12 protein-coding genes are annotated in these 14,855 nt (G+C 42.6%); 9 read left to right on the forward strand and 3 right to left on the reverse strand.

Features of this window, described 5'->3' with window-relative positions; translation table 11 throughout:
- The first annotated feature begins 23 nt into the window (after positions 1-23).
- The 6 genes from murC (at position 24) to lpxC (ending at position 8,234) form a co-directional block, all read left to right on the forward strand.
- Positions 24-1,460: a UDP-N-acetylmuramate--L-alanine ligase gene (murC, locus tag AAEY72_RS04050; protein WP_010201477.1), complete on the forward strand. Its 1,437-nt coding sequence runs from the start codon at positions 24-26 to the stop codon at positions 1,458-1,460.
- 154 nt (positions 1,461-1,614) lie between these two features.
- Positions 1,615-2,583 carry a D-alanine--D-alanine ligase gene (locus AAEY72_RS04055; RefSeq protein ID WP_352309613.1) on the forward strand — a complete coding sequence of 323 codons (969 nt, stop codon included), beginning with the start codon at positions 1,615-1,617 and terminating at the stop codon, positions 2,581-2,583.
- A gap of 511 nt (positions 2,584-3,094) precedes the next feature.
- Positions 3,095-3,892: a cell division protein FtsQ/DivIB gene (locus tag AAEY72_RS04060; protein WP_352309531.1), complete on the forward strand. Its 798-nt coding sequence runs from the start codon at positions 3,095-3,097 to the stop codon at positions 3,890-3,892.
- A gap of 214 nt (positions 3,893-4,106) precedes the next feature.
- Positions 4,107-5,399 carry a cell division protein FtsA gene (gene ftsA / locus AAEY72_RS04065; RefSeq protein ID WP_201592179.1) on the forward strand — a complete coding sequence of 431 codons (1,293 nt, stop codon included), beginning with the start codon at positions 4,107-4,109 and terminating at the stop codon, positions 5,397-5,399.
- Between the two features lie 314 nt (positions 5,400-5,713).
- Positions 5,714-6,913, forward strand: coding sequence for a cell division protein FtsZ (gene ftsZ / locus AAEY72_RS04070; RefSeq protein ID WP_010201472.1), 1,200 nt, complete (start codon positions 5,714-5,716; stop codon positions 6,911-6,913).
- Positions 6,914-7,316: 403 nt separating this feature from the next.
- Positions 7,317-8,234: a UDP-3-O-acyl-N-acetylglucosamine deacetylase gene (gene lpxC, locus AAEY72_RS04075; RefSeq protein ID WP_189585450.1), complete on the forward strand. Its 918-nt coding sequence runs from the start codon at positions 7,317-7,319 to the stop codon at positions 8,232-8,234.
- Between the two features lie 298 nt (positions 8,235-8,532).
- On the opposite strand, the gene AAEY72_RS04080 is transcribed toward lpxC, so the two are convergent.
- Positions 8,533-9,048 carry a hypothetical protein gene (locus AAEY72_RS04080; protein WP_352309532.1) on the reverse strand — a complete coding sequence of 172 codons (516 nt, stop codon included), beginning with the start codon at positions 9,046-9,048 and terminating at the stop codon, positions 8,533-8,535.
- A 259-nt stretch (positions 9,049-9,307) separates the two neighbouring features.
- Here AAEY72_RS04080 and AAEY72_RS04085 point away from each other — a divergent pair, with 259 nt between their 5' ends.
- A complete protein-coding gene (locus tag AAEY72_RS04085; RefSeq protein ID WP_352309533.1) occupies positions 9,308-10,033 on the forward strand; it encodes a CHAP domain-containing protein in 726 nt (241 codons plus the stop codon).
- A gap of 276 nt (positions 10,034-10,309) precedes the next feature.
- On the opposite strand, the gene AAEY72_RS04090 is transcribed toward AAEY72_RS04085, so the two are convergent.
- Positions 10,310-11,086, reverse strand: coding sequence for a DOMON domain-containing protein (locus AAEY72_RS04090; protein WP_352309534.1), 777 nt, complete (start codon positions 11,084-11,086; stop codon positions 10,310-10,312).
- 181 nt (positions 11,087-11,267) lie between these two features.
- Positions 11,268-11,579 (reverse strand): YhbY family RNA-binding protein, encoded by a 312-nt coding sequence (locus tag AAEY72_RS04095; protein WP_010201459.1) that lies wholly within the window; start codon positions 11,577-11,579, stop codon positions 11,268-11,270.
- 342 nt (positions 11,580-11,921) lie between these two features.
- Here AAEY72_RS04095 and AAEY72_RS04100 point away from each other — a divergent pair, with 342 nt between their 5' ends.
- A complete protein-coding gene (locus AAEY72_RS04100; RefSeq protein ID WP_025652421.1) occupies positions 11,922-12,554 on the forward strand; it encodes an RlmE family RNA methyltransferase in 633 nt (210 codons plus the stop codon).
- A 381-nt stretch (positions 12,555-12,935) separates the two neighbouring features.
- Complete coding sequence (gene ftsH / locus AAEY72_RS04105; RefSeq protein ID WP_308430273.1) at positions 12,936-14,831, forward strand: ATP-dependent zinc metalloprotease FtsH; 1,896 nt, start codon at positions 12,936-12,938, stop codon at positions 14,829-14,831.
- The last annotated feature ends 24 nt before the right edge of the window (positions 14,832-14,855 follow it).

The following is a 14,855-nucleotide window of genomic DNA, read 5'->3' on the forward strand; positions in this document are numbered from 1 at the left end:
ACCTTTAATAAAGAGAGATCCTTATGTCTACCTCTGCGAAAGCCTTACCTAAGCGTTTGATTGAAATACCAGAGATGCGCCGTATTCAGCATTTGCATTTTGTTGGTATTGGCGGTTCAGGTATGTGCGGTATCGCAGAGGTAATGAACAATCAAGGCTATCAAGTCAGTGGTTCTGACATCGCAGAAAGCTTGGTGACGAAGCGCCTACAGCAGATTGGCATCGAGATATCGATCGGTCATGACTCCAAAAATATCGCCAATGCGGATGTTATAGTCGTCTCATCAGCGATTGATCGCAGCAACCCTGAAGTAAAAGCAGCATTAGAAGCGCGTCTGCCAGTGGTACGCCGTGCCGATATGTTGGGTGAATTAATGCGCTATCGTCATGGTATTGCAGTTGCTGGCGCGCATGGCAAAACCACTACGACCAGTTTGCTCACCACGATGATGGCAGAAGGGCAGCTCGATCCTACCTACGTAATTGGTGGCAAGCTGAACGCCTCTGGCAAAAATGCCGCACTTGGTAGTAGCCGTTTCTTGGTGGCAGAAGCCGATGAGTCTGATGCATCGTTTTTGTCTTTACATCCGATGGCAGCGATTGTGACCAATATCGACCAAGACCATATGGAAACGTATGAGAATAGCTTTGATAAATTAAAAGCGGCTTATATTCAGTTTTTGCAAAACATGCCGTTTTATGGCTTGGCAGTGGTGTGCGGTGATGATCCAGAATTGTATGCAATGATTGATGATATCGGTCGCCCAGTCTTGACCTTTGGGCTTGAACCTTTTAACGACGTACAAGGCGTTGACTTGGTGACGGAAGGCACCAAAACGCACTTCACAGTATTGCGCCGTGACCGTGAGCCTTTGCGACTGACGCTTAATATTCCTGGTACGCATAACGTCTACAATGCCCTTGCCGCTATCACCATGGCGACCGATGAAGGTGTCGATGATGAAGCGATCAAACGCGCTTTGCAGAAGTTTGAAGGCGTTGGTCGTCGATTTGAGCAGCATGCCTCTGTCGATATCGATGATGGTAATGTCTTATTGATCGACGACTATGGTCATCACCCAAAAGAAGTCGACGCCACCATTAAGGCCGCTCGTCAAAGTTTCCCTGATCGTCGTTTGGTAATGCTATTTCAACCGCATCGTTACAGCCGTACCCGGGATTGCTTTGATGACTTTGTCGAAGTGCTCTCAAGCGTAGATGAGCTATTATTATTAGACGTCTATTCAGCAGGTGAAACACCAATTACAGGCGCTGATACCAAATCATTAGCACGCAGTATTCGCTTGCGTGGTGAGGTTGAGCCGACGATTATTGATAAAGATAATTTAGCCCCTGTCATGCAACGTTTACTAAAAGCCAATGACATGCTCATTACTCAGGGTGCAGGTAATGTGGGACAGATTGCTGTCGACTTGGCTGCCAATAACCTTTACATTTAGTAAGCTAAAAATTTTAGGAACTGTCCTTATGACAACGAACGATAATCAAGAAAGTATAAACAATAATGATGCTATTGATGCTGCTGAGGATAAAACAGCCATTATCAATCCAGAGTCCGCTCTAGCCGCTGCTGCACAAGCAGAAAAAAATGATATGGAAAACAACCAGTCGAACCAAGATAAACCATTGAACGCTGATGCCAACGAAGTAAAAGATGCTGGACAATTTGGTAAAGTAGCTGTCATTTATGGTGGCAGCAGCAATGAGCGCAGCGTATCGTTAGATAGTGGTGCCGCTGTATTGCAGGCGCTACAAAACCAAGGCGTTGATGCCACTCATTTTGATCCTAAGCATCAAGACATTACTGAGCTTCGTGACTATGATCGCGTGTTTAACGTGTTGCATGGTCGCGGTGGCGAAGATGGCTTGCTACAAGGTGTGTTGCAATGGTTTGATATTCCGCAGACGGGTTCAGGTATTCTGGCATCAGCGCTAGGCATGGACAAAGTTCGTACCAAGCAATTATGGCAAGGTTGCGGTTTAGCGACGGCACCATTTTCATTGTTGACGGCGGATACCGACTGGCAGCAAGTGGTTAACATGCTAGGTCTGCCACTTATTATCAAGCCCGTTCATGAAGGCTCCAGTATTGGCATGACCAAGGTCAACAATCTTGATGAGTTGCCAGCGGCTTATGCAACAGCGGTACAGTGCGGTGATGCAGTCATGGCTGAGCGCTGGATTACTGGTCGCGAGTTTACGATTGTCATTATCGATGACGAAGCCTATCCGGTCATCCGTCTTGAACCTGCTGATATTACCAACTTCTACGATTTTGAAGCCAAATACAATCGTAACGATACCAGCTACTATATTCCTTGCGGCTTGAGTGATGCTGATGAAAAGCATTTACAAGACTTGAGCCTTGCGGCATTTCGCGCAGTAGACGCAAAAGGCTGGGGGCGTATCGATGCCATGCAAGATGAGGCGGGCAATTTTTGGTTACTTGAAATCAACACCGTACCGGGTATGACCAGTCATAGTCTGGTACCGATGGCAGCTAAGGCGCGTGGCATGGATTTCGATACACTGTGCTGGCATATCCTTGCGCAAACGTTATAAACACTTGGTAACCTTAGCTCAGATGTTTTTATCTAGGTTAATATAAATGATGCAGTTTATGGCAGAATTATTGATAGTATAGATGTTTGAAAAACCGCTATTAATGAGTAAAAATAACCGTTCGAATAGCACTGATACAGTTGGTTGTTGGCAAACATAAACATAATTGAATGTATCGCTAGCCCTGCTATACCACAGCTTCATGTAAACTTGTGTAAATTCGTTGTCCGTAGTAGGGGTTAGGCTATTGTTTGACCGCAAAATACGTTAATATTGTAATTATTGAATCGTTTTAGTGATATTTATGAATGATTTATGACCTTGCGTTGTAAATCGAGAGAAATAGACGCTTAATCGAGAATGATAGCGTCTCAAAGACGTTTTTAGATAAAATTTTTGATAGTATATTCGTATAATATGTCGCTGCAAAATATAAGCAGACTCACCTTTAACAAAAGCGCTATTGGCTTCATGCAAATAGCTTTATGCAAAAACAGGGACAAAGGTCATTATGGCTCAAACTGTCAACGACGTAACTGACTTGATGAGTGATAAAGCCCGTCGTCCAACATCTAACTTCCAAGTACCGAATTCGGTCAGATATTTTTTTATGGTATTGGTGTTAGGTTTGCTAGTGCTTATATTAATTATGGGTGGTAAAGCCTTACGTGATTCGCCTCCAGCTGCCATTCATGTCAGCAATCAGGGACTCACGGTTGCTCAGTACCAAAAGCTACAGCAAGTCATGAATCAACAGAAAGTGAGCAGTTTTTTTACTTCTGATTTACAAGCATTAAGAGATATTACTACGAGTCTTGCTTGGGTGGATCAAGTGAGTGTGACTCGTGATTGGCAACGTGGCATTGTGGTCACAGCGTTGCCCAAGCAGGCAGTTGCAAATTTTGGTACAGAACGTTTAGTCGATGCAAAAGGGATTGTTTTTGTCCCTGCTGATAGTAAGGATTTGACCCAAGCCCAGTTTGCCACTTTGCAAGGTGAGATAACACAAGCGCCGGTCATCATGCAACAGATGCAACAAATTAACGATTGGTATGCACCACTCGATATGCAAGTTGCAGATATTATCCTGTCGCCAAGAATGACATGGCTCATTCGTTTTGATAACGGTCAGCGAGTCATTGTTGATAATGAAAATACCGCGCAAAAGCTGCTGAATCTTAGTCAATTACTAGGTAATCAATTAAGTAATCGCCGAAATGAGATACAGTCTGTAGATTTACGTTACAAAAATGGCTTTACCATCGCTTGGAATATGGCACAACCAGAAATCGAAGCACCAAAAAGCTGACTGTCATAAAAAATAGTGAGTAGTAAGGAACGGTGAGTAGAAATAACGGTAAGCAAAAGTAATTGATAAACCACCAGTAATTCATGACACTTTGTTTATTTAGCATAGAGATTGTAGGTGCGGTAGGATATAACGGCGTAAAGATGGTGATTTTTTTAATGATTTAATGGAGACGTCATTTGGTCTCCTGTTTAGCGATAATTTGTCTGGTACCATGAAAAATACTGAAAATCTGGTTGTTGTCCATCTAAGTGCCACGGCAGTGTATGTCGTTATTGGCAGCGTTGTCTCTGCAAAAGACATTCGTATTATGGGTGTAGGGCAAGTTAAAAATAGTGACTTCTATCAAGGTCAAATAAAACATCGCGAACGCTTGCAAGGCGCTATCAGGCAAGCCATTCAAGAAGCAGAAGATACTGCCAATTGCCGTGTGCATAGTGTGTGGTTGACCTTGGCAACGCCTGAGCTCTTGAGTAAAAACAGTGCGGGCGAAGTACTAGTAGAGGATGAAGTCGTACGTGCCAAAGATATGGTACAGGCGTTGTCCAACGCCAAATCACGCGACTTGTCATCAGACTATTATTTGATGCATTGTTGCCAGCAAGGTATCTATGTCGATGAACAAGACTTTATGGTCGACGATGCGATTGAGACGGTAGCGCACAATATCAGCGTGATGTATCACATGATGATGATGCCGGTCGCCAGCCGTCAGAACATACAAAAACTATTGCAGAGTTGTGATGTCGGCATCGATCATATTGTCTTTGATGCGGTGACCAGTGCAGAATATAGCTTGATGAGTGATGAACGCCAGCAGGGTGTCTGTTTGGTTGATATCGGAGCGAGCACGACCAGCATCTGTGTCTACAAAGAAAACAAGTTGATTTTTACGCATTGTATCGCGACTGGCAGCCATGAAGTGACGATGGATATTTCAGCAGATGTCGGTATATCGATGATAGAAGCTGAAAAGCTTAAAAAATCGCATGGTACGGTCGATGTCAATAGCGTCGATCCTAGCTCGTTCTTTATCTTTAAACCGCAAGGGACCAGCGACGAGATTAATATTGGTATTTATAATTTAGCCCGTATTATTGAAGCGCGTTATGTGCAAATCTTTACTGAAGTGGCGCGTCAATTGCATGAGGCAGATTTGATCAGCTATATTGATAAAGGCATCGTGCTGACAGGCGGCGGTAGCGTAATCAAAGGCATGATACCCTTTGCTAAGAAGCTACTTAAAATGCCAGTCGTTTTGACCAATACCCATCCAGCAATCAGCGCTTATAATCACTTTGATAATGACGAGTCATTTAAGCAACTGAATATTCAAGTCAATGATCGCGCTTATCAAACGGCATTTGGTACACTACTGTATAGCCAAAGCGAGCAGTTTCGCCACAGTGAAAAAAGCGAACCGGAAGCGATTCAAAAAAATAGAGTAACAGGCGTCTTTCAAAGTGCAGGGCAACGTTTTGCTAGTGTGCTCAAGAAGATACTATAACTCCGCTGCTAACGACGTTGGTATAAACATATTTATATAAAAGAATGCTTATACAATAAGCGTTGTTGTTTTGAAAGATGTACCATAATTAAGCGTATAACGTAATATCAAAAGTAACATTGAAAGCAATATTGAAAGTAACATTGAAGTTAATACCCTGAGCAATGATGACATATTTTCGTCCAAGCTTAACGGTTTAAGATATAGCCCTGTTTTATTTAAATACATTTATATATAGTAAGTCGATAGCGCGTCATATGAGTGCGTTACCATGTATCGACCATCACGCTATCTGCAACTGGAGAATCTTTTTTATGTCAAAATACACCATGCCAGATGATAACCAGCTTCAAAATAACGGCCAAGCAAGCTTCACAGTATTCGGTGTGGGTGGTGGTGGCGGTAATGCGGTTGAACATATGGTACAACAAGGAATTAGAGGTGTGACGTTCGTCTGTGCTAATACGGATAAACAAGCACTTGATCGTCTGACAGCGCCGCATAAGTTACAACTTGGCGCAAAAACGAACCGCGGTCTAGGCGCTGGTGCCAATCCAGAAGTCGGACGTGAAGCAGCAGAAAGCGAAGAAGAAGCCATCCGTGCGTTACTCGAACATTCAGATATGGTCTTTATTACCGCTGGAATGGGCGGCGGTACTGGTACGGGTGCAGCGCCAGTCGTGGCTCGTATTGCCAAAGAGATGGAAGTATTGACGGTCGCTGTTGTGACTACACCTTTCAAGTTTGAAGGCGGGAAACGTATCAAAGCAGCTAAGGCTGGTATTGAGCAACTGACTAACTTCGTTGACTCTATCATTACCATTCCAAATGACAAGCTGATGAGCGTCTACGGCAATATCTCTATGCAAGATGCGTTCAAAAAAGCGGATGATGTGTTATTACACGCCGTGCAAGGTATTGCTGAAACCATCGCAAGCGAAGGTATGATCAATATTGACTTTAACGATATCCGTACGGCGATGACTGCTAAAGGTCACGCCATGATGGGTATTGGTCGTGCCAGCGGTGATGATCGTGCGCGTCAAGCAACCGAAAAAGCCATTAGATCACCATTGCTTGATGATTTACGTTTAGAAAACGCCAAAGGTCTACTAGTTAACGTTATCTCTTCTGAGTCATTATCATTAGATGAGATGAGCAAAATCAGCGCAATCGTCGAAGAAATTACCGATATCGATGATGCCCATATCTTCTATGGTTCTGTCATCGATGAAAAAATGGGTGAAGATCTACATGTGACCGTTATTGCAACGGGTTTGACGTTGGATGAAAATGCAGGCCAAGAGCCAGAAGTAGTGGAGCAGCCTGTGCCTTCTGTGAATAGCACACAGCCTGTTGATCCTAACTTGCATACCAGTGCGCTAAACAGCCAAAAGCAGTCACAAGCGCAGCTGCATCAGGATAGTCTAGCGCGTGCAAATCCGACGCAAGAGCAGCCCAAAACCAAGACCAACAGCATTCAAGACTATTTAAAGCGTCAACAAAATAAATAATCATTGTTTACTTCTAGTGATTATAAAAAGCCAGCGCTATGTCGTTGGCTTTTTTGTGCCCATCCATAAGAAATGATTTTTTTTGAAACATTATTTTTTAGTAAGCCGTTATTAGAGCGTGCTGAACGTTCACAGATAGTCTCTGTTAGTACATGATTAAAGGATTAAACATGCCTTAGTCATGTACCATGCGATATATGCTGTAATCATTATATTCATTCGTAACTAGCTGTTTATTAAGGTAATTTATAGATCGGTAAAATATTATTCATTCGAATAAAAAAATCACGATAAGTGTTATCAATCAAAGAGATAAGAAAATTAACGCTTTTTAACTATGGCGAATGGGGTGTGGATAATGGTACACTAGGTCAATTGTAACAAAATATGTGGGAAAACAGCCATGAACCAACGAACCATAAAAGCAGCGATAGCTGTTACAGGTACCGGTCTCCATAGTGGTCAGCCTGTTGATTTAGAGTTTCATCCACAGCCAGTTGATACTGGTATTGTTTTCGAGCGCTCAGATATTGAAGGCAGTCAGCCAATTCCAGCCAGTGCTTTCTTAGTACAAGATACTATGATGTCATCCAATCTCGTATTCGGTGGCGCACGTGTAGGTACTGTAGAACACCTATTAAGTGCAATTGCTGGACTGGGTGTTGATAACCTATTGATTCGTGTTTCCGCATCAGAAATACCTATCATGGATGGTAGTGCTGCACCGTTTGTCGCGTTACTGATGCAAGCTGGTTTTTGTGAGCAAGAAGCTTCAAAGAAGTTCATTAAGATTGTAAGACCAATAAAAGTAAAAGTAGACGATAAATGGGCAGAGCTACGCCCTTATGAAGGCTTTGAATTAAATTTTGAGATTGACTTTGATCATCCTGCTATTGATAAAAACTTTCAGCATGCACAGCTACAGTTTTCAACGCAAAACTTTATAGAAGAGCTGAGTTCAGCGCGTACTTTTGGTTTTTTACGAGACATCGAAGCCCTACGTCAGAATAACTTGGCTTTAGGCGGTAGCATGGAAAACGCGATTGTCATCGACGAGGCCAATATCCTTAATGAAGAAGGCTTACGTTTTAATGATGAGTTTGTGCGTCATAAAATTTTGGATGCTCTAGGCGATTTATATCTGATTGGCTATCCAATTTTGGGTCGTTTTAACGCTTATAAGTCTGGTCATGCATTAAATAATTTGTTGGTACGTGAGATATTGTCTAATCCTGATAGCTTTGAAATTGTAACTTTTGATGACAATGTAACCTGTCCTATCGAATATTTGCCCCTAAAAGGGGTAGCAGTTGAAGGATGAATACAGGAATACACACGAAGTATCGAAACATTTACGCAATATTACATAAAATGGTTATAAGAACCATTAATTTATATTCTCATACATAGATATATAAGTAAGTATTTTTAAACAATACAACGTTAGCGTAGATAATACCGACGCTGTAGGTAATCAAAAAATCATCTGTTAGTCGTATTCACATTGTGAAGCTGACTAACAGATGATTTTTTTTGTTTACGTCATTACAAAAACCTAGCGTAAATGGCCACGGTTTTTGGAAATAGTTACATAACTTTACATTATGAAGTCAGGATTTTTAATGATTTGCTAAGCGCAAAAGTGCTTTTTTGAGCTTTTCATCAGTGGTGACATGCTCTGCGGCCTGTGATATAGTCCGCTTTGTGTTTTGGCTAAGAGCCTGATTTTCATTGGCTTTGTGAGACTTTGATAAAGTTGCTGATAGCGCTAATGGTTTTTTAGATGAAAGACTATGCGCAGCTATTTTAGCTACAACGACGCGAATTTGCTTGAGTTGTTTAAATGTAATCGACTGCTCTGTTAATATCTGCAAATAAGCGTTCTGTAAATAGCGAATATGGTTAGCAGCGGTCATTGAGCCCACACTGAGTGTTAATTGCTCAGAGGTTAAGCCAACGACCCAGCAGGTACTAAGAATTTCTTCCGGTAGACAGTCTATTAGAAGCTCTTTTATCTCAGTGGTTGCTTCAATATATAGACGCATATTGTCAGCAAGGGTTTGGGGTAGCGCGCTACCAGCAAAAGCTTGATGATCAATAAGTTGGGCAAGCCGATTAGGCTGTTTTTTTGACATCGTAATGACTCATCTAATAGGTGACAAAATCGATATTCATAACAAATAAGCTCAATATATATATGGGATGGATAGCAAACGATTTATGAAGCAGAAGACCGCGCTGCCAATAATACCAGCGTTAGTTACTGTAGAAAAAAGAGTGAGCTGTTGTACTAAGGATTTTATCATGTTTATTTGATGATTATGTCCTCTAAACTAATTGATGCTTTGTCACGGATGACGAGCAGTCTTGTATTAACAAATAGGTAGTAAATTTATGAAACAAGCTTTATTAATTTTGTCAGTACTGGGAATGGGCATAGCACAAACGAGTGGTGCTGCCGAGACCACCTTTCAACCAAATAATACCTTGAGTCATACCATCACCAATATCTCTACTTCTGCGAACTACGGTTCTAGTCGTAACATCTATAGCACTAATAGTGGTGCTCATGTATATAGCAACGACGAAATCAGCCAAGCGATTGACAACTTAAGCGCACATGCCAAGCAAAAAGAATATCAGCTTGCCTCGCTAACCAGTCGTTTATCGTATGAGCAGCGTCAGCAGCAAGCCAGCCGTGTGCCTGATCGCAACTCTGCTCCTGCCATGGCAGCAGCAAGCGCGTCACGAGTAGCGCTATCTAGAAGCTCTGGTTACTGTGCTCGCTACGTACGCAAAGCGCTACAATCAGCAGGTTATGAATTTACGCCAAATCCTTCAGCTTATCAGTACGCCTCTCGTGGTACGCTTGCTCAAGCAGGCTTTAGCAAAATCAGTAACGATATGTCGCCACAAATTGGTGATGTTGTAGTCTACAATCGCACGTCAAGTCGTCCACATGGTCATATCCAGATCTTTGATGGCAATGATTGGGTATCGGACTTCCGTCAAAATAGCATTAGCCCATACAGTGGAACTTATAGCTATACCACATGGCGTGACTCGCAGTACGTTGATGATGCATCAGACCGTGGTATTTACCTTGCAATGGCTGACTAATAAGCGTCAAGTACATCGTGTTTTAAGTAAACCGTTTTCTCCGAATCCAGTAATGCTCTTAATGACATTGCTGGTTTTTTTTGTTTAATAATATTAGGGCGTGTCTTCATTTTAAAAATGGTGATAAAAATGAGATAAATTGCCGTCAAATAAGAAAAATAGCGCAGATAATATCGGGATATTAACCAGCTATTTGACGATGTTTGGCAAGATTTAGCCATTTTTAGCCCATTTAGATGACTATCGAGTGAATTGAAAACACGCCCTAGATACGCGTTATCGTTCAGTTGCTATCGATGACGCTAGCTGGTTAAGTAAGGCAGTTGCAGGATCAAACCTAGACCAGTAGCGACGGTCGTGAAAGTCAGGCGGGGAGGCATGTGTAGGTGCGAAATATAAAGTGGTTTCACCGAACCATAAAATGACGCAAGGATGTATGTGCTCAATAGTCATATTATTGATAGCAAAATTTTGGCTAGACAATTTGTCTAATGGCACACCGAAGGTTCGCTCGAAGCTATGAGGTGTATGCGTTTTCGATAATTTTTTCGAGGCATTGGCATTTATTGATGATACATGCGTATTTGCGCGGTCAGTCCAGCTAATCTTTGCGAGTGTACGCCCATTTGCTGATAACAAAGGGGGTGGTGGCAGAGTGGTAGGGTTTCGATAGCTGTCAAACTGATAAAGCGCATAACGACCATCTGGGCTGGCGTTAACTTCAATATAAGTCGAATTACTGCTAATGTCAGCCATATCGTGATTATTTATTGAGTTACCTGTTATAAAGCATTCAAGACAGCTCTCTTCCCACAAATAGTCAGTAAAGCCGACGTTTACTTCTTTCCAAGTAGGCCAGTCTAATTGACCCACCAAAGATTGTGTGGGCAAGATGATTTGATAGGTTAGCTGTAAATGCAATTGTGGCTGCTGCATGATAGTCGCATGCACAACGACTTGGATAGCTCTTAGCGTGTCTATACTAACGCCAAGCTGCTGGGCATCATCTGCTATCTTTTCAGTGGCGATGCAAAGGTTAAAAGTCTGGCTCATAATTTGGTATGACTCAAGTAGTTATAATAGGGTCTGTTAAACATTCAAATGTGGAACTGGCAGTCCTAATATTTGAATGTTTAACAGACCCTAAGTTCACAAAAAAATAAAAGCCGCGAGCAGATTGCATCGCGGCTTTTAGGTTGTATCAAAACACTCAAATCAAGCTGAGTATGACACACTACTGCGTGTGACGAGCAAGGTTTGATAGCTTAGGGTTGGCGTTTGGATTTTTACGTAATAACAAGGCCATGCGGCCAATTGAATGTACCAAAGAGGCCTTTGCTGCTGCGGCAAGCTCAGCACCGATGACATCGCGTTCTTCTTTTGTGCCAGCAGGCAATTTCACTTTGATGAGCTCATGATCTGATAAAGCGCGATCAATCTCTTCAGTAATGGTCGGGGTAATACCTTTATTGCCAATCATAACGACAGGTTTTAGCTCGTGACCGATGCCTTTTAGGCGTTTGATAGTAGCGTTATCGAGTTGCATAGAATTCCTAGGTGTTGGTAAAAATAAAAATGGTACTGTCAAAAAACAGTGATTGATCATTATAGATAATCTGTGCCCATCTTGCATGAGATCAGCAGGATTTTGCACGATTTTACGTGACGAAAATGTTAAACTGAATGTTTGGTCACATTATAAACGCTACTGCCTTATAAAGCAGTGTTTTAACCAATAGAATTTGGTCAGTTTGCGACCATCAACGAATAAATAGCCTGATTAATGACACATCTAGAGTAATCGACGCTTTATTAAATTTAGTTCGTCAGTGATAAAGCGATTCAAAAAATTGTATTCAGGTTTTGTAAGGTAATAGGAGCAGGTATTTTGGCCACGCGTATTGAGAACAAAAAACTGTCAAAGAGCAGCAGTGCTTGGATGAAAGAGCATATTGACGATCATTATGTCCAAAAGGCGCAAAAAGATGGCTATCGTGCCCGTGCTGCTTATAAGCTATTAGAAATAAATGAAAAGACCAACCTTATCAAAAAAGGCATGACGGTCGTTGATTTGGGTAGTGCGCCGGGCAGTTGGTCACAAGTTGCTGGCCAATTGGTAGGTGAACAAGGTATCTTGATTGCCTCTGATATTTTAGCGATGGATACCTTGCCTGATGTTACTTTTATCCAAGGTGATTTCCGTGAAGCTGAGGTTTTTGACGCCATTATGGCAGAAGTCGGTGACAGGCAGGTTGACGTAGTATTGTCTGACATGGCACCCAATACTGCTGGCAATAGCGCAATTGATCAGCCGCGTATGATGTACTTGTGCGAGTTAGCAGTGGACTTTGCACTTGCAACCTTACCAGAAGGTGGCGCACTTATTATGAAAGTGTTTCAAGGCGAGGGTACACAAGAATTACGCAAGCAGATGCAGCTCGATTTTAGTAAGATTCGTAGTATCAAGCCAGGTGCATCGCGACCGCGCTCAAAAGAGATGTTTTGGATAGCGATTAAATAGTTTTAACATCAATGAGTTGTTGCTATTGTAAGCGAGATGATGAGTCACCATAAAGTATCATTATCGCACTATAAAAACCGCTACAATCGTTAACTGAATAAAAGTGAAACCTGCTTGAATTATGCAGGACAACACCACATATCATGGTATATTAACTTTGTTTCGAGCATATGTTTTAAGCAAAGTCGTCTGAAAATAAGCGCTTTATCAGCTCATTTACGATAGGTCAATGATAGCGAGTACTTGTTAATACGTCTTTTTAGTCGCTGCAATGCAAGTACAGTGTCAAGTGTCTAGGCAGTTATTCAAGCAATGAGCAATGCGTTTATAGACGTCACGTGTTTAGTAAACACACCAATAAGTAAGGGATGGGAATAACTAGTGAGCGACATGGTAAAAAATACCTTATTGTGGCTGGTGGTAATCGGCGTTTTGGTGCTGGTGTTTAGCGGCTTTGACCAATCGTCTGAGCCGGATAGCCTTAACTACTCTGAATTTGTGACCGCTGTGTCAGAAAGTCAGGTAGCCAGTGTTGAAATTGATGGCGAGCAGATCACCGGCGAAAAGAAAAATGGCTCATCATTTGAGACCATTAGACCAGCCGTGGCTGATGAGCAACTAATGCCATTATTGCGCGAGAACCAAGTTGAGGTTCAGGGCACAGCACCGAAACGTCAAAGTGTGTTGATGCAGTTACTGATAGCCAGTTTCCCAATCCTATTGATTATTGGTCTGTTCTTATTCTTTATGCGTAATATGCAGGGCGGTGCAGGCGGTAAAGGCGGCGGCCCAATGAGTTTTGGTAAATCAAAAGCCAAAATGCTGACTGAAGACCAAATCAAGGTTAACTTCGAAGACGTGGCGGGTTGTGAAGAAGCCAAAGAAGAAGTGGTCGAAGTGGTCGAGTTCCTGCGTGATCCTGATAAATTTACCAAACTTGGTGCAACCATTCCACGTGGTATCTTGATGGTAGGCCCTCCAGGTACAGGTAAAACGTTGTTAGCAAGAGCGATTGCTGGTGAAGCGAAAGTACCATTCTTCTCAATTTCAGGTTCTGATTTTGTTGAGATGTTCGTTGGTGTCGGTGCCTCGCGTGTCCGTGATATGTTTGAGCAAGCGAAGAAAAGTGCCCCTTGTATCATCTTTATCGATGAGATTGATGCAGTTGGTCGTCATCGTGGTTCCGGTATGGGCGGCGGTAATGATGAACGTGAGCAAACGTTAAACCAATTATTGGTTGAGATGGATGGTTTTGAAGGCAATGAAGGCGTCATCGTCATTGCGGCTACCAACCGTGCGGACGTTCTTGATAAAGCGCTATTACGTCCGGGTCGTTTTGACCGTCAGGTACAGGTTGGCTTGCCAGATATCAAAGGCCGCGAGCAAATATTAAAAGTGCATTTAAGAAAGTTGCCGAATACCGTTAGTGTTGATGCCAACTCTTTGGCTCGTGGTACACCAGGATTTAGCGGGGCACAGTTAGCCAACCTTGTGAACGAAGCCGCTTTGTTTGCTGCGCGTCGTAACAAGCGTAGCGTCGATATGAATGACTTTGAAGATGCCAAGGACAAGCTGTACATGGGTCCTGAGCGTAAATCAATGGTCATCCGTGAAGAAGAACGCCGTGCCACTGCTTATCATGAAGCAGGTCATGCGCTAGTGGCTGAGCTACTACCGGGTACCGATCCAGTGCATAAAGTCACGATTATGCCGCGTGGTTTTGCCCTTGGGGTAACTTGGCAGCTGCCTGAGCATGATCAAACCAGTATGTATAAGTCAAAAATGCTCAGTGACATTGCAATTTTATTTGGTGGTCGTATCGCTGAAGAAGTCTTTATCAATCAAATGTCGACGGGTGCCTCAAACGACTTTGAACGTGCAACCAAAATGGCACGAGCGATGGTAACCAAATACGGCATGTCTGATGCCTTAGGTATCATGGTCTATGAAGATGATGACAATTCACAAGGTTACTTCGGTGGCGGTGGTCGTACGATTTCTGAAGCAACGCAGCAAAAAGTTGATGACGAAGTTCGCCGCATGCTAGAGGAGCAATATGATATTGCTCGTGAACTGATTGAAGGCAATCAAGAGAAAATGCATGCGATGGTTGATGCGCTGATGAAGTGGGAGACCATTAATAGTGATCAACTACAAGACATCATAGCGGGTGAAGATCCACGTCCACCTAGAGTGTACCAGCATAATGAAGTAAACTTAGCCAAAAACGATGTGAAAACGACGGGTTCGACTCCGCCGCCATTACCAGCGATGTAGTTTACCGCTCATGAGTAGCAAATA

It is taken from the genome of Psychrobacter sp. W2-37-MNA-CIBAN-0211, from assembly GCF_040309405.1.
Lineage (GTDB): Bacteria > Pseudomonadota > Gammaproteobacteria > Pseudomonadales > Moraxellaceae > Psychrobacter > Psychrobacter glaciei.

Excerpts from the sequence above, each read along its gene's own strand:
- murC (WP_010201477.1), top strand. The coding sequence starts at position 24 with ATGTCTACCTCTGCGAAAGCCTTACCTAAGCGTTTGATTGAAATACCA.
- AAEY72_RS04055 (WP_352309613.1), top strand. The coding sequence starts at position 1,615 with ATGGAAAACAACCAGTCGAACCAAGATAAACCATTGAACGCTGATGCC.
- AAEY72_RS04060 (WP_352309531.1), top strand. The coding sequence starts at position 3,095 with ATGGCTCAAACTGTCAACGACGTAACTGACTTGATGAGTGATAAAGCC.
- ftsA (WP_201592179.1), top strand. The coding sequence starts at position 4,107 with ATGAAAAATACTGAAAATCTGGTTGTTGTCCATCTAAGTGCCACGGCA.
- ftsZ (WP_010201472.1), top strand. The coding sequence starts at position 5,714 with ATGTCAAAATACACCATGCCAGATGATAACCAGCTTCAAAATAACGGC.
- lpxC (WP_189585450.1), top strand. The coding sequence starts at position 7,317 with ATGAACCAACGAACCATAAAAGCAGCGATAGCTGTTACAGGTACCGGT.
- AAEY72_RS04080 (WP_352309532.1), bottom strand. The coding sequence starts at position 9,048 with ATGTCAAAAAAACAGCCTAATCGGCTTGCCCAACTTATTGATCATCAA.
- AAEY72_RS04085 (WP_352309533.1), top strand. The coding sequence starts at position 9,308 with ATGAAACAAGCTTTATTAATTTTGTCAGTACTGGGAATGGGCATAGCA.
- AAEY72_RS04090 (WP_352309534.1), bottom strand. The coding sequence starts at position 11,086 with ATGAGCCAGACTTTTAACCTTTGCATCGCCACTGAAAAGATAGCAGAT.
- AAEY72_RS04095 (WP_010201459.1), bottom strand. The coding sequence starts at position 11,579 with ATGCAACTCGATAACGCTACTATCAAACGCCTAAAAGGCATCGGTCAC.